This window comes from Laceyella tengchongensis (genome assembly GCF_900182735.1).
GTDB classification, from domain to species: Bacteria; Bacillota; Bacilli; order Thermoactinomycetales; family Thermoactinomycetaceae; genus Laceyella; species Laceyella tengchongensis.
In genome coordinates, this window is record NZ_FXTU01000004.1 from 55,405 (window position 1) to 74,115 (window position 18,711).

General features: G+C 40.5%; 17 protein-coding genes, 1 pseudogene and 1 other annotated feature. Of the genes and pseudogenes, 13 read left to right on the forward strand and 5 right to left on the reverse strand.

Translation table 11 applies throughout. From position 1 onward, the window contains the following. Nucleotides 1-117: 117 nt before the first annotated feature. A complete protein-coding gene (locus QQZ12_RS09725) occupies nt 118-507 on the forward strand; it encodes an HNH endonuclease (RefSeq protein ID WP_106343013.1) in 390 nt (129 codons plus the stop codon). Between the two features lie 968 nt (nt 508-1,475). On the opposite strand, the gene QQZ12_RS09730 is transcribed toward QQZ12_RS09725, so the two are convergent. Both QQZ12_RS09730 and QQZ12_RS09735 read right to left on the reverse strand, forming a co-directional pair. Beyond that, nucleotides 1,476-1,853 (reverse strand): GIY-YIG nuclease family protein, encoded by a 378-nt coding sequence (locus QQZ12_RS09730; RefSeq protein ID WP_106343014.1) that lies wholly within the window; start codon nt 1,851-1,853, stop codon nt 1,476-1,478. Then, a complete protein-coding gene (locus QQZ12_RS09735) occupies nt 1,853-2,446 on the reverse strand; it encodes a recombinase family protein (protein WP_106343015.1) in 594 nt (197 codons plus the stop codon). The genes QQZ12_RS09730 and QQZ12_RS09735 overlap by 1 nt, the downstream gene beginning before the upstream one ends. A gap of 1,007 nt (nt 2,447-3,453) precedes the next feature. On the opposite strand from QQZ12_RS09735, the gene QQZ12_RS09740 reads away from it, so the two are divergent. Then, the gene (locus tag QQZ12_RS09740; RefSeq protein ID WP_102993428.1) at nt 3,454-4,200 is read left to right on the forward strand and encodes a hypothetical protein; all 747 of its coding nucleotides are present in this window, start codon (nt 3,454-3,456) and stop codon (nt 4,198-4,200) included. Nucleotides 4,201-4,252: 52 nt separating this feature from the next. Here QQZ12_RS09740 and QQZ12_RS09745 read toward each other — a convergent pair whose 3' ends face one another. Then, entirely contained in the window at nt 4,253-4,963 is a 711-nt protein-coding gene (locus QQZ12_RS09745) for a site-specific integrase (RefSeq protein WP_102993427.1), read from the reverse strand. 26 nt (nt 4,964-4,989) lie between these two features. On the opposite strand from QQZ12_RS09745, the gene QQZ12_RS09750 reads away from it, so the two are divergent. Then, entirely contained in the window at nt 4,990-5,301 is a 312-nt protein-coding gene (locus tag QQZ12_RS09750) for a phage holin family protein (RefSeq protein ID WP_245888371.1), read from the forward strand. After that, entirely contained in the window at nt 5,285-6,013 is a 729-nt protein-coding gene (locus QQZ12_RS09755) for an N-acetylmuramoyl-L-alanine amidase (RefSeq protein ID WP_189318902.1), read from the forward strand. The genes QQZ12_RS09750 and QQZ12_RS09755 overlap by 17 nt, the downstream gene beginning before the upstream one ends. A 47-nt stretch (nt 6,014-6,060) precedes the next feature. On the opposite strand, the gene QQZ12_RS09760 is transcribed toward QQZ12_RS09755, so the two are convergent. After that, nucleotides 6,061-7,446 (reverse strand): helix-turn-helix domain-containing protein, encoded by a 1,386-nt coding sequence (locus QQZ12_RS09760; protein WP_102993424.1) that lies wholly within the window; start codon nt 7,444-7,446, stop codon nt 6,061-6,063. A gap of 356 nt (nt 7,447-7,802) precedes the next feature. Here QQZ12_RS09760 and QQZ12_RS09765 point away from each other — a divergent pair, with 356 nt between their 5' ends. The 6 genes from QQZ12_RS09765 to QQZ12_RS09790 all read left to right on the forward strand — a co-directional run bounded on the left by QQZ12_RS09765 (nt 7,803) and on the right by QQZ12_RS09790 (nt 13,442). Next, complete coding sequence (locus tag QQZ12_RS09765; protein ID WP_102993423.1) at nt 7,803-8,129, forward strand: hypothetical protein; 327 nt, start codon at nt 7,803-7,805, stop codon at nt 8,127-8,129. A 372-nt stretch (nt 8,130-8,501) separates the two neighbouring features. Continuing rightward, nucleotides 8,502-8,804 (forward strand): hypothetical protein, encoded by a 303-nt coding sequence (locus tag QQZ12_RS09770; RefSeq protein ID WP_102993421.1) that lies wholly within the window; start codon nt 8,502-8,504, stop codon nt 8,802-8,804. An 11-nt stretch (nt 8,805-8,815) separates the two neighbouring features. Beyond that, entirely contained in the window at nt 8,816-9,103 is a 288-nt protein-coding gene (locus QQZ12_RS09775; RefSeq protein ID WP_123827486.1) for a VVA0879 family protein, read from the forward strand. Nucleotides 9,104-9,134: 31 nt separating this feature from the next. Next, on the forward strand, nt 9,135-10,769 hold the full coding sequence (locus tag QQZ12_RS09780) for a pyridoxal phosphate-dependent decarboxylase family protein (RefSeq protein WP_102993419.1): 1,635 nt from the start codon (nt 9,135-9,137) through the stop codon (nt 10,767-10,769). A gap of 6 nt (nt 10,770-10,775) precedes the next feature. After that, nucleotides 10,776-12,062 carry a hypothetical protein gene (locus QQZ12_RS09785; RefSeq protein WP_102993418.1) on the forward strand — a complete coding sequence of 429 codons (1,287 nt, stop codon included), beginning with the start codon at nt 10,776-10,778 and terminating at the stop codon, nt 12,060-12,062. Between the two features lie 12 nt (nt 12,063-12,074). Next, nucleotides 12,075-13,442: a nucleotidyltransferase family protein gene (locus tag QQZ12_RS09790; RefSeq protein WP_102993417.1), complete on the forward strand. Its 1,368-nt coding sequence runs from the start codon at nt 12,075-12,077 to the stop codon at nt 13,440-13,442. Nucleotides 13,443-13,471: 29 nt separating this feature from the next. On the opposite strand, the gene argS is transcribed toward QQZ12_RS09790, so the two are convergent. Then, nucleotides 13,472-15,154, reverse strand: a complete 1,683-nt coding sequence (gene argS, locus QQZ12_RS09795; RefSeq protein ID WP_102993416.1) for an arginine--tRNA ligase — start codon at nt 15,152-15,154, stop codon at nt 13,472-13,474. A gap of 44 nt (nt 15,155-15,198) precedes the next feature. Then, nucleotides 15,199-15,411, reverse strand: a binding site (T-box leader). 60 nt (nt 15,412-15,471) lie between these two features. On the opposite strand from argS, the gene QQZ12_RS09800 reads away from it, so the two are divergent. The 3 genes and pseudogenes from QQZ12_RS09800 to QQZ12_RS09810 all read left to right on the forward strand — a co-directional run bounded on the left by QQZ12_RS09800 (nt 15,472) and on the right by QQZ12_RS09810 (nt 18,652). Beyond that, a complete protein-coding gene (locus tag QQZ12_RS09800) occupies nt 15,472-16,266 on the forward strand; it encodes a nucleotidyltransferase domain-containing protein (protein WP_102993415.1) in 795 nt (264 codons plus the stop codon). A gap of 62 nt (nt 16,267-16,328) precedes the next feature. After that, nucleotides 16,329-18,035 (forward strand): annotated as a pseudogene (gene ileS, locus QQZ12_RS09805) (isoleucine--tRNA ligase); the annotation flags it as partial. Continuing rightward, a complete protein-coding gene (locus QQZ12_RS09810; RefSeq protein ID WP_102993414.1) occupies nt 17,993-18,652 on the forward strand; it encodes an ADP-ribosylglycohydrolase family protein in 660 nt (219 codons plus the stop codon). The pseudogene ileS and the gene QQZ12_RS09810, both read left to right, overlap by 43 nt. The last annotated feature ends 59 nt before the right edge of the window (nt 18,653-18,711 follow it).

The following is an 18,711-nucleotide window of genomic DNA, read 5'->3' on the forward strand; positions in this document are numbered from 1 at the left end:
ATAAAACAGACGCGAATAAAGGCGTAGGAGAGATGGGAAATATGGAAATTTTGATTGTAGGCGGCGCGGTATTTATTGGGACGTTAGCGAAGGGATTATTAAGCGGAGGTGCGGCGCATGAGAGAAGAACGCAAACACGCAAATATCAATTATCACGATACAATTACGGGTTCCTCACCCGGAAATAGAATCGTTATCCCGGAACGGGGTACACCGCATTTCAATGCTAAACCTATAGAAGTCGAGATAGATAAAGACGGTCATTGGATTTTTTGCGGGCATAACCCGAAACTTGCAAAACCTCAAATAAGACGCGGTGGGCGGGTTGTCTACGTCCATAGATATATTTACGAGTTGTATAACGGTCAGATACCGGACGGGTACCGCTTAACTAGTACTTGCGGGAATAAGCACTGTGTAAACCCGAACCATAACGCGGCGAAACGTCCGGCGGAACTAAGCCCGGTGCTTGGGCGAATTTTCCGCTCTAATAGCGACGAAGATTAAAGCGCCAAACCAACCGGGGAGGCGCTTGTTACCGCTACCGCAACGGAGTGCCACTTCGCGACTAATTCGGGTACGTTGTTTAACAAATTAAGCGGGGTATTCAGCCAGTTAAAAGATGCTGACCCGGACTATGCCGCTAAATGGGACGAATTCGAGGCGGCGGGCGTTCCGGTTACGTCAATTAGCAAAGTTAGCGCTTATTAATACGGAATCTTAAACGGTGAAAACTGGCGCCACCTGCCGCCATTTGAAGTCTTACGCGACGAGTTTCGCCGCCTATACGAAGAAAGCAGGCGGGGACGTTAATACCTCCTCTTCTCTACCGTTATCCTTCGTTATCAGACCGGAAGAGAACCAGAAGAGTGCGGAAGATATCGGTAGGGGATGACTATAAACGGTTTGTATCGCAAACTAAGATAACACCGATTATTTGACCGACGGGTCAATTATTATCGTTAAAGCAAACGCAATAACGGTACGGTAAACTGTAAATTATTAGAAAACGCTATATTTCGGTATCTTTCGTGAGCTAACGTTATGTTTTCGTGAATTCTAGGGGTTTACGGTTGCAGTCCGTCTAATTGTTCGGATTTAAGGCATTGGCCAACGGATGCCTGGCTAAAAATCGTTCGGGTTTAGCGGATGAGATACGGCCATGATACCTATATAGACAGCGATAAACACCGTTAGGATACCGTCAGATGATACCGACAAACGACGTAAATACCAGCCTCGGGCACCCGGCGGATGGACGGCCGGAAATCCTAGGGGGTTGGTAAATAGCGGATGTCCAGCGCTATATAAACTCGAATATACGCCTTTCTATGCGTTGTTTATTTGCGAGGATACCTAGAGTACCTGCCCGCTAAATTCGATAGCGTACAGACGAAATAAGAAGCGTTATTAAAAAGGCGATGCCGGAAAGCCGCTATTTTCAACGGGTTTGCACCGCCTATTTTATGGTAATTTTAAGGGTGCACCTTTGGCCTCGGTCGTGCATCGTTGTATTTTGGACTCATTTTTTCAATAAGGTAATATTCGATATCTACACCTTCGCAACATTCGGGGTACTGCTCGCGGAATGCGTCAAAAGAATCAGCGAATAATAGGCGGACTTCCGCGACTTCTGCGATGAAGCGTTTTGTATTAGCGTTACCCTTCAAATGAGTGCGAACCCGTTTTGTAAGGTCGCTTGACCATCCTATATAAAGTAGGTTTCCCGTGTCATTGTAAAAGAAATATAGGCCGCTGATTGAATGGCTTAAATCATGTTTTCTTAACCAATAAGCAAAACCCGGATGTAATACGTCTTCAACAGGTATAATCCTATCAAAATTAATATTCATTATAGGCACCCCTTCCGTAACTTCCGAGCTTCACGGTAAATAGTTGCCTCCGAAATATTCGTTATCTCCGCTATCTTCTTAACGGTTAGCCCGTTCGTGTCTCGGTTCTGGTAAAGCTCTAAAGCGTGTGCCAATCCGGCATGATTAGCGGTATAGCGTTTAGGCCGTCCTTTGTATACGCCGCGTTCTTTGGCTTTAGCGATGCCTTCGCGTTGTCGTTCCTTAATAATGCCTAACTCGAATTCAGCGACAGCGGAAAACATCGTTATCATTAGTTTTCCGGTAGGCGTCGTCGTGTCTACGTTCATTCCGCCAAAGTTAAGGATGACTAAGCCTACGCCCTTATCGTTTAAGTATTCGATAGTCTCTAGCGCGTCTTTCGTCGAGCGAGCAAAGCGGTCTAATTTCGTGACAACGATGGTATCCCCTTTTTTAACCCTACCCAGTAGCGATTTAAAACCTGTCCGGTGGTCTACGCTCCTGCCGCTCACCTTCTCCATTACCACGTCGTCTACGCCGTATGCTCGCAGTTGTTCGACTTGGACGTCTAAACTTTGGTCTTTCGTAGATACCCGCGCATAACCGTAAATCATAATCCGTTTCCCCTTCCATTTTTGATAGGTGTATTTGATAGACTGTCAAGTATTATACTATCGATAGTCAATCATACTGTCAAGTGGGTACGCCCAATTGATAGACTATTGATAGTCGACACCATCGACAGCGCTAATGCAAGCGATGATTAACGGTTAATTAAACGATAATTAATGCGTATTGCGCGCCGTTCAGTCGTTAATGAATCGGTTTTAGATATCGTTCCAAAAACCCCGGGGCTACTCTCTGTGGATATATGCGGCCTGACCGTCAAAACTCCTCTACAATCTCAGAAACCCGGACGGTTACGGAATCTACCGTAGAAAACGCCCGTTCTTTTTTCGATGTCCTACAGTAAAAAATTTTGCGGCAAATTTTCGGAACCTCGACCCTTACGCGCCACGCTTCCGTTCTCTTAACGGCAGGGTTCCGTTTATTTTTCCGTTTAGTGTTATCGTTTCATTCACCGTTGACAGCCCGCCCATTCACCGCTTATAATAGGTAGAAACTAAGCGTAAATAACGTGTCTAGAGCGTTAACATAACGGATGCGTTAACGGGTGATTACCGCCGCCGACACTGGCAGTGTAGAGGTCAGCGGTTCGAGCCCGCTATGCTCCACCAAAGACAAACCGCGAGATTTCGCGGTTTTTTGCTGTTCCCGGAAAATGTAATTAAGCCAAAAAAGGCCGTTTGACCACATTTTGACCACACACTTAAGGTAAGTAGAATGCGTTAGAAAACACTAGTGTATCAAGGGGAAACGCTGTTTCATGATTGGGAATTTGGCTTCTGTGCCGGATGTGGTCAAAACGTGGTCAAGGTTCTTACTTACAGTTCGATGACCGGATACGACCTGCGAATTGATACGGCGGTGCATTGAGAACTCAATTGCATAAAAACGAAAAGAGCCCATAGATGAGTGGGCTTTTTTCTTTCTTATTTAAGCGAAGGATTTTCCATTTCTCCACTCGAATCTTCTTTGTGTTAAAGGAGGAATGAGCGGAATGAGTGGAGAGAAAAAAAGGAAGGAAGTAGAGTTTTGGGAAAAGGTACAAGCTCTTTGGCATGATTGGAAAGTCACCATCAGCATGGTATGGTTTTTCTTTTTGGCCACGATCGGACTTATTGTGTTTGCTGTGAGTTATTGGGTATCTGGTGAATGGAACGGTAGTAATTTTTCCGGCGAAGTGGATGCTGCCATGATCAATTCACTCGTAGCTATCTTCGTCACGGTTCCCATTACCCTGCTAACGGGAGCAGGCACGATCTTAGTTACTGCGTATTTCAATTTGCAGACGCAGAAGATCGCGGTGCAGGCTCAACGATCGGCATTAAGAGATAAGATTCTGGAAAAGAGATTTGAAATATATCCTGAGATTGAAGATAAGGTCTATAACATTATTAATCTTTCCACAAAAGGTATAAAAAAACTAACCAATGAAAAAGATCTGATTCGCGATAAGGTAGAAAAATTGATCAATGATTTAAATAACTATTGCAAAAATCATGGTCCTTTTATCTCTCGATCAATGAAAAAACAGGTAGCGGAATTTATAAGAAAAATGAAATACATCTGTTCAACAAAGTTATCAGACAAAAATATTTATGATGGAAACCATGCGAATATAATATATCAAGAATGCTTTGACCATATATTTAATATGAGTAATACCATCCGATCTGAATTGGATACTGATACTATCGAAAAGGATTGGGAGTTCCTTCAGCAATATCGAATCGATGAGGAGTAAATCAAAACCACCCCGGAATCTTCTAGGGTGGTTTGTCTTAATTTTCAACGATTTATTTCGTTGCTTGAAACGCCTCACTGAATTTCTTGGCGGCCCCGCCTTGAATATTGGGAATGACATGGCTATAAACATCCAAGGTCACACTCGTTCGGCTGTGGCCCAACCGTTCGCTTACCACCTTTGGATGTTCGCCAAGCTGAAGCATAATGGTTGCATGAGTGTGGCGGAGATCGTGAAAGCGGATTTTTGGAACATCTGCTTCTCTGATCATCCTTTTATAGTGTCTTCGAAAGTTACTTGGTATGATGGGGGTTCCTTTACTTGTGCAGACGACCAAGTCATGGTCTTGATATCCGGCACCAAGTAGCAATTTGTTTTGGTTCTGTAATGCCTTATGTTTCTTCAGTGCGGCTACAATGTCATCCGTGATGGCAATGACCCTTCTGGAGCTTTTCGTCTTGGGCTCTTGGAAAACCAGCCCCTTACTGGTACGGGCTAATGTTTGTCGGATGCTGATCTGACCTTTCTCAAAGTCACAATCCTTCCACCGTAACCCCAATATTTCCCCTAGCCGCATTCCCGTATAGATCGCCAAAAGGTAACCAATATGTAACAAGGGTTCTTCTGCTGTATGCTTTAGAAAACGATAGGCTTCTTCGATCGTCCACGTGCCTTTTTCTTTATACTCAATTTTTGGTGGACTTGTTAAGCTGGCGGGGTTCGTATTAATCATCTTCCACTTGAAGGGGATGGTCAAATTCATTAAAGGCTCTGCTGATTTTTGTTGCGATTGATTATGTAAGTGGTTTTTTTGCGGCCCGTAAAGAAGGGAAGTTATCCAGCCAAGTGGGGATGATGGGGATCGCCAAAAAAGTGATGGTCTTTGCGCTTATTGCAGTGGCCCATCTGATTGATACCTCATTGGGGAATCAGCACTTGTTCCGCGACGGGACGGTGCTTTTTTATTTGGTGAACGAAGCTATCTCCATTCTAGAGAATGCGGGTCGGATTGGATTACCCATTCCACCACAGCTCCAGAAAGGGATTGAAATCTTACGGGAAAAAAGAAAGGAGAATGATAAAGATGAAAGTAGTCATTGATCCTGGGCACGGTGGCTCGGACACGGGTGCGACTGGCTTTGGTCTGCGTGAGGCAGATGTGGCGTTGAAATTGGCAGAGCTGGTTGGAGAATATTTTGGGAAGTATGAAGGGGCCGTTGTTACCTTCACACGTAACAGGAACACTTCGTCCTCTTATCCGGGGCCACCAGAGGGATTAAGAAAAAGAATTGCCTATGCGAATAGTACAAACGCAGATCTCTTCCTGTCTTTGCATTGTAATGCAGGCGGTGGATCGGGATTTGAATCCTATATTGCCAAGGGGGCTCCGGCCCGTACTCAGAAAATCCAAAACGCAATCAATGACAGTGTGTTGGGGTATTTGAAAGGATATGGAATTGGTCCGCATGGTAATGTAGCCAAAAACGATACCCAAGGCGCTTACTCCCGGATCGCAGTTTTGCGAGACACGAAGATGAGTGCGGTTTTGCTTGAGAACCTATTTATCGATAATCCGAAGGAAAACAAGCTGTTACGCGATCGTCGATTCTTGGATGGACTGGCAAAGGCCATCGTTAAAGGTGTAGCGGTTGCGTTTGGGTTGAAAGAGAAAGTGGCCAAGCCAAAGCCGATGTATAGAGTAACGGTGGATGGGAAGGAGATTGTGGACACGGCTTATGAGGATAAAATTGCGACAATAGTAGTTGAATCAATTAGAAAATCAGTGAAGGAAATTAATATAAAGGAAATATAAGAAAGCAAGCTCCTCTATTAGGGGAGCTTGCTAATATGTAACTTTTACTATGCGTCTGGGGGATCACCTGCAGAATTTAATTTAATTTTTCGTACTTGCGAGTTTGATCTCATATTATTTTCACCTCCTTCTTGTAGAAGATCTTTTTTAAGCGTACTTATATGCATCTGAATGAAGTCTTTCTCATACATTTTATATTCCTTACTGTTTTCTTCAGTGCAAAGCATTAGTTTAACTAGAATCTTTTCTTTTTTTTCTTTGTTAGTTAGTTCCAACGCTTCTTTATAATATTGTTTAGCTTTGCTTTTATTTCCTTCTGCAAATAAGCAATCCCCAAGTGCAACAAGTGCTTCATTTAATCTGAGAATATCTTTGCATTTACGTCCAAGTTGAACTGCTTCTTCTAGTGGGATTTTTGCAAATTTAAATTTCTTTTGCTTCAAATATAGCAAACCTAACTGTGTTTGAGTAGATATAAGTAGATATTCTCGCTTAACTTCTTTTTCTAGATTAAGCGCCGTACGAAAACATCGCTGTGCATCACTAAGTCTGCCTTGTTTAACATAACAGCTTCCAAGTGTTGTCCAGAGTTCAAAAGATCTATCATACATCCTGTCAATCCGTGCTCTTTCAATTCCTTCTTTAGCAATTGAGATCGACTTCTCATATATCTCCATTTTGTAATAGATTTTAGCTTGGGTATCGTACATGTTAAGCAAAACTTCAGTACTAGGAATGACTTCTTTTTCAGCCCATAACTCCTCTAAAATTTGAAGGGCTTCCCCTGCTCTGTTAAGCTTTTCTAGATATATAGCTTTACTTACTTTTAAATAGTACTCAATATACCGCCTTTGTTTATTAGGAACAAATGATTCCAATCCTTTTTCAACACAACGTAATGCTTCGTCTACATCACTGGTGTGCAAAATACGCCCTATTTCATAATAAGAAGCAGCTTTAATATTGCTATTGTAGTATTCGTGAGTATCAACTTCTTTAATTGATTTTAGATAATATGAATGAGCTTTTGGTATTAGTTCTTTCTTAGCGTAGCATTTTGCTTTTAAAAAATAGTAATCAGCTAATAAAGGGTCATTTTTTTCTAGATGTATTTTTCTTAGTTCTTCTTGAGCGAAATCTGCACTAACGAGGTCAATATCATTCTCAATAGCAACAAGCCGATTTTTTATGTCTTCCTCTGAAAAATCTTGTACCTGTAGAATAGATGAGGTTTTATTCAAGTCTACACCAATTTTTTTACACAAATGATCAAGCTTTTCCCTGCTTACTTGACAAGCTCCACGTTCAATATTGCTTATAGTTGCAGTTGAAATTATCTCATCTGCTAAATCCTCTTGTCGTGCACGTTTTCTTTTTCTTGCCCTTCTAATTAAATTTCCCAATTCTGGTGTTATCACAATGTATTCTTTCACTAATTGATCACCCCAACTAATTTCTTAGTTGTGTTACATGATAGAAAAATTTTCGAGAAAAATAAACTCTATATTCTGAACTATATAAAGGTGTTTTGAGCTATATTTTAGTGAGTGTATGGTTTGGTTTATTGAAATTTTATTCTTGTTGAGAGTTTAGCCTAAATTTTAATGAGATGATCGGTTTTTTGTATTAATTTCATTGTTTGAAAAATTTTAACTAGTTGAGTAGAATTGAAGCCAAGATGAAGTATTACCTACACAAAGGTTAACACTTTTCGTCGCAGTTAACAATCAGAAAGTTCACTCTCAGACGTCTTGTAATTTTAAATTATATAGGAAAAGGAGTGTTTTTGATGTTAAAACTTCAACTTGAGGGACGGGTAAATCAAGTTCAGCCATTTTTAATGGATTTGGATCGTCGCCCAGACCTTGTTGTAAAAAAACACGAAAATTTCATTGCAGGGCTTCAGCCAGAAGACAAAATCTCCGTGACCTGCTACGTTGACCGGAGTCCTAATCCAAAGCGGCGAATGAGGATTGCTCAACTCCTTTGCCGGGATGGGGTTGAAATTCGGATTCCTCTACTAGATGTCATGGAGGTAGATATGGCCAATGGAACCCGGCTGATAGCAGGGAGATCGTATGACATCTTTGCAGACAATAAAAAAAGAGCCATTTAAATGGCCCGCACAGAAAAAGTTAGATTATCTCCATTATAGCATAAACGGAATTGCCAGAAAGGGGTTCCAGATTAATGGAGGAAGCAGAAATCCGATTTTGGCACGATGAGTCAAGTGATCAGATACATGTGATCCATATTCCAAGCAGTAAGACAAAGAAAATTAAAGGCAGGAAAAAGGTGGATTACTTTTTGCAGGTATATCAAGTTACACGGGACGATTGTAAGAGGGTAAGACGAGGGGATGATCGATTGGGATTATTTAAAAGAAAGTGGTTAGGTAAGTGAAGAGGTAACGGAAAGCGGGATAACACAATGATTGGATACTTCGGGGTGGGGGCCGAGTATCCAATCTCTCTCTGGAGGGAAATAAATGCAATATTGGTCGTTTGTATTATTTATCGTGGGTGTAGGTTGCGTAACATGGCGAAATTGGTTTGTCTACAAAAATGGGAACAGTGATTTTGTAAATGAATTAGACAGCAAGATTTGGCCCTTTGAATTAATTCGATTGGTAGCCTTCTTTGTGAGCCTATTCGCATTCGATTTGTACGAAACGATTGGCAACGATATGGTGGATCTGCTGTGGATCGATATCGCGATGATTGGCTGGATTATTGGCGCGGTGGTGTTTCATTACAAAGTAAGAAAAGCAGTAAGAAGGTTTAAAATTTAACGGTGAAGGTTATGGTTAAACAAACAGATGACGAGTGGTTTCTAGAGATGATGCAACTATTTCACGATATAAGAAAAGCAACATTTGAATGTCCACAGTGTGGAAATGAACAGTCATTTGAGGATTTTATTCATCTAGGGCTTGATCCGCTACATGCTTATCGAGATTGTATTGGAATTTATCTTAACGAACTTGGATGTCAGTTTACTGTTGATAAAAATACTGACTTTAATCAAGTCAAACTCATTATTCTCCCAGATGGAAGAGAACTGAAGGTTTTCCATTTATTTGATCGATAAGTTCTCTCTCATCAAGAAAGGGTGAAGTATTGTGGAAGAAAAATTCTTGTACGATTCCTTCAGTTCTGAGCAACAGAACTTTCTGCAAGAAGTTTTAGCATTGGGAATTCGATTTATGAGTGGTGAAGCACGAGATCACAAAGTGCTTAATTATCTGACCAACGAAGAGTGTATCGAACTCGTTTCCTCAGAGCTCCCTAGAAAGGGAAAAAGCCTTACAGATCTTTTTTCACATCTGCAAATGATCAGTAAGTATTCCATTGCTCAAAATGACCCCAAATACCTTGCCTTTCCAGATACAGGGAATAGTGTAGCTTCCATTGCAGCTGATATCCTAGTTAGCTTCTTAAATCAAAATCTCATTGCAGTTGACCGAAGTGCACCTATTGCTAGTTTTATCGAAACTCAGTTGATTCTTTGGTTGCGTCAATTAGTCGGATATCCTACGTGTGAGTTGAAAGATCTACCTAACCTCTCGAACGTTGGGGGGATGTGGACATCCGGTGGAAATATGTCTAATCACATAGCCATTTTGGCTGCTCTTCATCACAAGTTTCCGGGCCTTAAGAAGAAGGGATTATCCTCATTGGCTAAACGTCCAGCGATTGTTTTAGCTAAAGGTGTTGAACACTTCTCCTTTAAAGGAGCGGCAGAAGTACTGGGATTGGGTTCTGATGGTTTATTGTGGGTTGAATCAAACAGCGATTACACCACAAATCCAGATGCTGTACGCTTTGAACTTGATCATCTGCCAGAAGACGTAGAACCGTTCATGGTTGTTGCAGTAGCAGGGAACTGCCGTACAACCAGTATTGATAGTATTTCATCCCTGCGAAAAATATGTGATGAATATGGACTTTGGTTGCATGTTGATGCTTGTCATGGTGGTAGCTTATTATTTTCCGATACATTACGAAGCAAGGTGGCTGGCATAGAAGAAAGTGACTCGGTCTCTTTAGATCCTCATAAAGGGATGTTTGTGACATATGCCAGTAGTTATGTTCTCTTTCGCCAGCCAGAAATTTTAACGGTGTTTTCCCGATATCCAGATAAGGTAAGAGAGTCTGGTTGTTTTGATTTGGGTTTAATTACACCGTTTTACGGATCAAGAGGGTTTGCATCATTGAAACTCTGGTTACTCATCCAACATTTTGGACTTGAGGGCCTCAAAAAAGCGGTGGAATTTAGGGAAGTTACGTATCGACAAGTTATCGAAGTTCTTTCTAAAACAAACTATTTCTTGTTCCTTCATCAACCTATGTTCTATCGTTCGGCTTTTGTTTTTTATCCGCAAGTTGTTCGAAAGTATGTCGAAGAAAATCAATTAAAAGGTAGGAAAGAGTTAAAAACTCTTGTAAAGAAGTATACCCAAAGGTTTAGTGAAGAGTTGTATCGAAGAGGTAATGTCATCTTTGACCTATACTCTTTGCAAGACTTGGGGAATAAGATTGGTTTTGGCATCGCTGACAAGTATCCCGTTATGGGTGTGAGTGTAGGGCATCCTTTTCTATCAGAAAAAAACCTCAAAGAAGTCGAAGCGGAGATTCGTCAGGTTGGAATGGTTTTTGAGGAACAGATGCTGAAAGAAATAATGATGTTGACGAATGGAGATTATTCGGCTGAAAACGAAAGCGCTACCAAAATTAGTGGTCCGGCAGGGTGGTGAGTTGATATGTCTGCACTAAGAAAGCAAAATCAATTTTGGCGGTCAGTAGGAGTACAGGAAACTCAAATTTCCCCAGTTGATGCTGATTCACTGGAGGAAGCAGTAAAACAAGTATCTCTCTCAAATTCCCCCTTGTATGCATTTCGTAGAAGCCGTGACCTTATTGATCTTAAAGGAAACTTCCGTCATCTCACTTACCAAGATACAGATTATATAGTGAAACTGGCTACTCTTAAAAAAGCTGAGATGGAAGTTAATCATGCAATTGAAGCAGCAAAGCGTCTTTCTGGAACAACTCTTTTTGAAGTGGTTGTTCCACTGGTTATTCCACTGTCAGATCAAAAGTGTGCATTAGTTATGAAAGATATGGGCGTTACACTATCCGAAGATTATGAGGGCTCAGTAGGTATTTTCCCGATTGATTTATGGGTTCAACTCCTTTCTCTCTTGTTAGAGAAAGGAGTTGAGTTCCAAGGTTTTTTACCCAGAAACCTGATATGGAAAAAGGATGAGGGACGACTTTGTTTACTTGATTGGGAGGATGTTTTCTTTCATGATGTGGATCGGGCTTGGTCTATTACCGATATGACTGTATTCAAATGGCATTTAGCATGGTCTCAAATGTACGGAATAGATGTTAAAACATTTTTGAGAAATGAATTTTCATCATATCTGACCAATAAAAAGATTGCTCCGCTTGATTCATTTGAAAAAATGTATCAATGGATTATTGGTAATTCCAAGAATGATCGAAAGATCAGGGAAGAATGTACAAATGCGACCTATATAAGTGAAGAGTATCATCCAGACTATGTTAATCAATTACTATATGCTTCAGAAATCGGACACTTAATGGATGATTTATTCCCAAAATCCCTTTCCGTTTTTTATACCTTCGCAACGGCTGAAATTGCACAACAAATAGGGAGAGGTAACTATCCGAAATTTATCTCTGCCATGACAAATGTTCTTCGGTGTTCTATTCACAATACATACACACCAGAATCAATATCAATCTCGTTACAACCAGTTAGAAAAATGATGCTTACCACATTGATCGCTTGTTTGTCTAACATCGAAGTTGATAGCTTTATAAGATTGAGCCAAGCAACTAACTTAACTGAATGCAGACCTATTCTCAATAAACTTCTCCCCTACTCATATCAACAAGATAAGGGAGACCATATTTTAAATATGACTAAAAAATTATTCTGGTCTCAATATTATGCAACAGGCGATCATTTAATAGGTTTGAGGAAGATTGTAAACGAGGCAATAAACATATTGAAATAAAGGGGGAGGGAAATGGCCATCCAAGACTTATTATTACTCACAGGTCGGTTAACTGAAGTACATGGAGACAGTATAGAGGCTTTACTTGCAACCTTTTCTGAAAGAGATTTAATGGCTTTTACCGAACTTGTTATCGTTCATCGTGTAGTTCCTCAAGTCATTAAGAAATTAAATAGGCAGTTTTCGTTAGAATTAGCCAATATTAATGCTAAGAAAATAAAAGAGGCACTGTTGCCCCACTGGACTGACGTACAACGATGGATACGTATTCATGACCAAGCTATGGAGGAGTTAATCGACATTCATAAGGTGTTTCATCCATTGGTCATAAAAGGGGGATATTTACAATCTTTATATGAAGTTGACTCTCCACGTATGATTTCCGATTTAGACTTGGTTATCGATCACCAGCAAATCTGGGACTATCTTGGATCTCTTCAAAGGAAGGGTTATCATCTCAAAAAGGCTCGGCTAGGTCGATATGCGATATATCGTGATAACCCCAATTATCCTAAGTTTGTTGGTGTGTGCCCAATGTGGAAAGAATCAGAAGACGACATTGTAGAGATCGACATACATGTTGGTGCATTTCCAAGCTGTGGGGAGGGTTTGATCCTTTTCAAGGATACTGATCTTCACATAAAAAGATCAGTTTATTATCCTACAGCCGAAAAAAGTATTCTAATTTTACTGGCTCATATAGTTCGCCACGGCTTTTGCCGATTACGAGATATCAATGATTTTTACCTTTTATGGAACAAGCCAGGGCTAGACAAGCAAATGGTAGAAGATGCGACAAAGGATGAATATCTTTATTCTGTACTTCAACATATCCGGCAATTAACTGGCCAGGTTTATAGTGAATTTCCTCTATATAAAAAAATAACGGAAGACCCAATGTTGTTTGCCGTTCAAAATGAAAAAGATCGAGTGAGAGATCGGATTATGCAATTCAGGTATTTATCCCAACTTTATAGTTCCTATTTTGGTGAAAAAATAGGATTACTTAAAGCTGTAAAAACGATTCCTTACCTTGAACGAACCAATCGCCCCTATCCGATTTGGGAACATAGAAAGACCAATGGAATGGATGACGAGAGAATGGTGTTTGTTCCTCTATATTGGTATCAAGGTGACATTCGAGACGATGTAATTCAGATTTTAGATAGTGATCAGATAGAGGTGTATCCTGAGTTCCAAGCTGTAGTTGTGTCACCTGGGAAAGAGCAGGAGTTGATCATTGTTCCGAATTTTATATTAACGTCTACAAGTTATCGACCTAATTACTCACTACTACCTAAACAAGATGATCAGGTAAAAGCGCTGTTTAATCAATTTGGGGTTGGGGAGTATGGCATTGTTCCTACTTATAATGAATAGGAGAACAGCCAAAATAGGCTGTTCTCCTTCTACATTGATCTTGGTGCTTTAATTCCTAATACACGTAAACATTCTTCAATTACGGTTGCGACGGAATAGACCAAGTTCAGACGGGCATCTCGATTTTCTGAATCAAGTATGCGCACTTTTGCATAGAAGCCATTAAAGAAACGAGCTAGATCCAATGCATAGCGAGCAATTTTAGATGGATCATAATCTTCCCAAGCCTGTTTGATGATCTCACCAAAACGGGAGAGGTGAGAGATAATAGGCCACGCTTCATCTTCGTTGATTGAATGACCAGTTTGAGGGAGAAAGTTTCCCGCTTTACGCATTAATGAGTGGCAACGAGCGTGAGTATATTGCAAGTATGGCCCTGTTTCTCCATCAAAGTTAAGCATTTGCTCGAAGGAAAAATCAACATCGTTGGTTCGGAAGTTCTTCAAGTCCTGGAAGATAACCGCGCCTATGCCAACCTGTTGAGCAACCTCATGTTTATTTTCTAGTGTTGGATTTTTTTCGTTTATTATTTGATATGCGAGATCTACGGCTTCATTTAGAACTTCTTCCAACAAAATGACTCGCCCTTTTCGGGTGGACATTTTCTTTCCATTTTGAAGCATCATGCCAAATGGAATATGGACCATGTCTTTTTCCCAGTCGAATCCAGCTTTGTTAAGAACCAGCTTAATTTGTTTAAAATGCAATGTTTGTTCGTTCCCTACGACATATAAAGATTGGGCAAAGTCGAAATTTCGTTTGCGAAATAATGCTGTTGCAAGGTCGCGGGTTGCATAAATAGTGGCTCCGTCAGATTTTTGTATAAGACATGGAGGAAGCTCATACTCATCTAACTTAACAACAAGAGCGCCTTCACTCTCTTCGAGCAATCCTTTTTCAGATAGCATTTTTATAACTTCGTCCATTTTGTCGTTATAGAAGGCTTCTCCATGAAGGTAATCAAATGAAACATCCAGCAGGTTATAAATACGGAAAAACTCTTTTAAGGACTCTTCACGGAACCAGTTCCACAATTCGCGAGTTTGCGGATCTCCATCTTCTAACTTTTTAAAGTAAAGACGACCTTCATCGTTTAATTCAGGATGCTTTTCGGCTTCCTCATGAAATTTGACATATAGACGTAATAGTTCGGTAATCGGTTGTTGTTTTACCTTGTTTTCGTCGCCCCATTTTAAATAAGCAACAATCAACTTTCCAAATTGAGTGCCCCAGTCCCCTAAGTGATTAATCCGAATAGGAGTATAACCATTTTTTGCAGCAAGGTTTGCGATTGCATTACCGATTACTGTTGAACGTAGATGCCCCATTGAGAAAGGCTTTGCAATGTTTGGGCCAGAAAGGTCAATTGTAACATAACGGTTACCGCCTTCAGCGTTTGAACCGTAGTTTCCTTTTTGAGAAATAATTCGATCCAGTACTTCTAGGCTTATTTGTGTTTTATCCAAGAAAACATTGACGTAAGGCCCAACAGCATTAACCTTTGAAAAAAGAGGATGACTGATCGTAGAGGCTAACTGTTGTGCAATATCTTGTGGAGATCGCTTAAGGATTTTTGCCCAAGTGAAACAAGGGATAGCATAGTCTCCAAAATCGGGGTTTTTTGGTTTTTCAACAACCAGTGTAATTTGGTTAGTTAGCTGATCATCTAAAGCCTCTCCAAGTGCTTGAACTACCATCTCTTTAATATCCATTGAAAGCCCTCCTTGTTATATAAATAAAAAAACTCATCTCCTGTAAAGGAGACGAGTTTTTCCCGTGGTGCCACTCCAGTTGCATTATAAAAATGCCACTTTACTATGATAACGGGAGTGAATCCCGGTTACGTTTACTGTGGTTCAACGCAACATCTCATGAGCGCGCTTCAAAAAGGGGCGTTTACTAGGCTCACAGCAACCCTAGCTCGCTGAAAAACAAATCCCTTTTTTACTTTCTCAGTCATCGGTTGTCCTGTATCAAATTTTATTAGCATCTTATCAGATGTAATCAAAAATGTAAAGGAGTGGTTTATGTGAAAATTTTAAATAACGTATTTGAGTGCGATGAATTAGAATACATAAAGGAAAAAATTATTTCTACGTTCAATCCAGTTGGGATTGGTTTAAATGGTTCTATGGCAAGAGGAGATTTCCACTGTCAATCTGACGTTGATCTGGAAGTGTTTACCCAATTTCCAAAGGACATACTCCGTTATGAAAAGGAGGTTTCTTATGAAATTAAGGGTTGGAATAAGCCAATTATACAATCCCCTCAATGGATGTGGGATCTGCATTCAAGGCGTTTGACTTTTGCTGTGAAAGGAGAGAGGAGAAGGTTTGATATTACTATCACTAAACCTCAATACCCGGTTATTGGCTCTAATTATGATGAAATTACTAAAGACAAGCTGGAGATACATATTGGGGGAACCTATGAGATGATTCATATGATCTATGGTGAACATCCATTGGCGAAAGAGATTCAGCCAAAATTCTTCCCTTATTATAATGAGTCACTCCGTAGGGAGCGGTTGAATATTATTTCAGCTGGATTAAAGAAGGAGATTGCCAAACTGGAGCAAAAAATTCAAAAGAGAGATCCTAATATATTCATCGCGATTCATAAAATACGAAAAGTATTTTTTCAATGGTTATTTATACACCATCAAATTTATCCGTGGTCGTATGAAAAAAGGTTGGACTTTCAACTAAGGGAAAGGCTTAAGATTTCTGATTCCGAGATCGAAATCATTTTATTACTTGGGGATCGTAATTTATTCCTATCCGCTGAATTTCTGTCTAAATATATGAGATCACGATTATCATGAGCTGGGGAAATTAAAGGGCGAGTTTTTGTGCCAAAGCATTCGAGAATGAAAGGATGATATGTATGCAGAGAATTGATGTAAAAGAAAAAGCAAGAACCAGAGAGCTGCGAGTTCTCCAACAATGGCAAAAAGAAGATACCTTCTAAAAATCCATTGCCAATCGTGAAGGCAAGCCACCATTCGTTTTCTATGAAGGGCCTCCAACAGCAAATGGCATGCCCCATATTGGTCACGTGCTTGGTCGGGTAATTAAAGATTTCATCTGTCGTTACAAAACGATGACTGGCTACAAGGTAATTCGAAAAGCTGGATGGGATACCCATGGGTTACCTGTGGAGCTTGGTGTTGAAAAACAACTCGGTATTTCTGGAAAACAAGAAATTGAGAAATATGGTGTTGAAGAATTCGTCCAAAAGTGTAAGGATAGTGTTTTTGCGTATGAGAAGGAATGGCGGAAACTAACTGAAGCGATTGGTTATTGGACGAACATGGATGATCCGTATATTACATTAAAAAATAGTTATATCGAGAGTGTTTGGAATATCCTATCCACCATTCACAAAAAAGGATTGCTCTATAAAGGACATCGTGTGAGCCCATACTGTCCTTGTTGTCAAACTACGCTTAGCTCTCATGAGGTTGCACAAGGCTATGAGGATGTAAAAGACTTGAGTGCAACCGTAAAATTCCGCAGTAAGGATTCGGATGATACTTTTCTTGCATGGACAACCACTCCATGGACTCTACCAGCTAATGCGGCTCTTGCGGTAAATAAGGAGTTGGAGTATTCCAGAGTAAAGCAAGATGGTGAAACATACATTGTTGCAAGCAACTTAGTGGAGAAAGTAATGAAGGGAGAATATGAGGTTCTCTCCACCCACAAAGGTGCTGAGTTTGTTGGCGCTCGGTATGAAGCACCATTCTCATTTGTAACACCTGAACACGGTCATTTAGTGATTGAAGCTGATTTTGTCAGTGATACAAGTGGTACAGGGATAGTGCATATGGCTCCTGCACATGGTGAAGATGACTATCGGGTAGCAAGACAGAGTGGAATTAGCATGATTCAAGTTGTGAATAGATCTGGTTGTTACACTGATGAAGTTGAGCCGTTCGCAGGTCGTTTTGTAAAGGATTGTGATGTGGATATTGTTAAAAACTTGTCTCAACGGGGTCTCCTTTTCCACAAAGAAAAGTATGAGCATAGCTATCCGTTTTGTTGGCGTTGTAAATCTCCGCTTCTCTATTATGCAATGGAAAGCTGGTTCATTAATACAACTGCGGTGAAAGACCAACTCATCGCAAACAACAACGCGGTTAAATGGTATCCAGATCATCTTCGTGAAGGGCGTTTCGGTAAATTTCTTGAGGAACTGGTCGATTGGAATATCAGCCGTAATCGTTATTGGGGGACCCCATTGAACGTTTGGGTATGTACGGACTGCTCGACAGAGTATGCTCCGCACAGCCATAGTGACTTGCGGGAAAAAGCTATCCAGCCTATTGATGAAAACCTGGAGCTTCACAAACCATATGTAGACGAAGTGAAGCTCAAATGCCCAAGTTGCACTGGCATTATGGAAAGAACACCGGAAGTGATTGATGTGTGGTTTGATAGTGGATCAATGCCATTTGCACAATATCACTACCCCTTTGAAAATGAAGAGCTGTTCCAAGAGCAATATCCAGCAGACATGATCTGTGAAGGCATTGACCAAACACGTGGTTGGTTTTTCAGCTTACTTGCGGTTTCAACACTATTTACTGGAAACATGGTGATTCTTCCGCAATATCAGCTGCTTGTGCTGTTGCCGGTGCCATAACAGCCGCTCTTGAATCCCTTCCTCCTTTGGATATCATTCGGATATCACAAGAGGCAGCATTTTTAGGACGGAAATGGGGAAAGCCATCTACTTTACCCGACATATCTGAATTGATCGAACAGGCATATGAATCGATTAAACATATTCCTACCGATGACTATGAAGGGCTATATTTATCCTTAAACAACAGTGTGGGAATCAAACGAGAAGCCTGTTTTTTAGTTCCAATTGCCATTGCAATCGCAATCCATTCTTTAGACGCTCGTGAAGCCATCTTAATTGCTACGAACATGGGGAATGATGCAGACACTACAGCATCCATTGCTGGAGCGATTGCAGCTACCATTCATCCTGAATCATTACCTGGTGACTGGGTGGATGCTATGGAACGAAAAAACAATCACCAGATTAGCGAGTTAGGATCGGCATTAATTAAACAACGAGAACAATTGAAATCTAATGAATGTATTCTCTATGATAAGGAAGGAATAAAAGCTCATCCGAATTGTTCCGATTGCAAAGGTTGGATGAGATTCTTATATGAATATGAATCAAAAAAGTAGAAAGGTCGATAAACAGAATGAAGTCGATAGAATCTCTAATTTCTATCGACTTCATTTGA

Coding starts and splice junctions, on each gene's coding strand:
- QQZ12_RS09725 (WP_106343013.1), top strand. CDS start 118: ATGAGAGAAGAACGCAAACACGCAAATATCAATTATCACGATACAATT.
- QQZ12_RS09730 (WP_106343014.1), bottom strand. CDS start 1,853: ATGAATATTAATTTTGATAGGATTATACCTGTTGAAGACGTATTACAT.
- QQZ12_RS09735 (WP_106343015.1), bottom strand. CDS start 2,446: ATGATTTACGGTTATGCGCGGGTATCTACGAAAGACCAAAGTTTAGAC.
- QQZ12_RS09740 (WP_102993428.1), top strand. CDS start 3,454: ATGAGTGGAGAGAAAAAAAGGAAGGAAGTAGAGTTTTGGGAAAAGGTA.
- QQZ12_RS09745 (WP_102993427.1), bottom strand. CDS start 4,963: ATGAATTTGACCATCCCCTTCAAGTGGAAGATGATTAATACGAACCCC.
- QQZ12_RS09755 (WP_189318902.1), top strand. CDS start 5,285: ATGAAAGTAGTCATTGATCCTGGGCACGGTGGCTCGGACACGGGTGCG.
- QQZ12_RS09765 (WP_102993423.1), top strand. CDS start 7,803: ATGTTAAAACTTCAACTTGAGGGACGGGTAAATCAAGTTCAGCCATTT.
- QQZ12_RS09770 (WP_102993421.1), top strand. CDS start 8,502: ATGCAATATTGGTCGTTTGTATTATTTATCGTGGGTGTAGGTTGCGTA.
- QQZ12_RS09775 (WP_123827486.1), top strand. CDS start 8,816: ATGGTTAAACAAACAGATGACGAGTGGTTTCTAGAGATGATGCAACTA.
- QQZ12_RS09785 (WP_102993418.1), top strand. CDS start 10,776: ATGTCTGCACTAAGAAAGCAAAATCAATTTTGGCGGTCAGTAGGAGTA.
- QQZ12_RS09790 (WP_102993417.1), top strand. CDS start 12,075: ATGGCCATCCAAGACTTATTATTACTCACAGGTCGGTTAACTGAAGTA.
- argS (WP_102993416.1), bottom strand. CDS start 15,154: ATGGATATTAAAGAGATGGTAGTTCAAGCACTTGGAGAGGCTTTAGAT.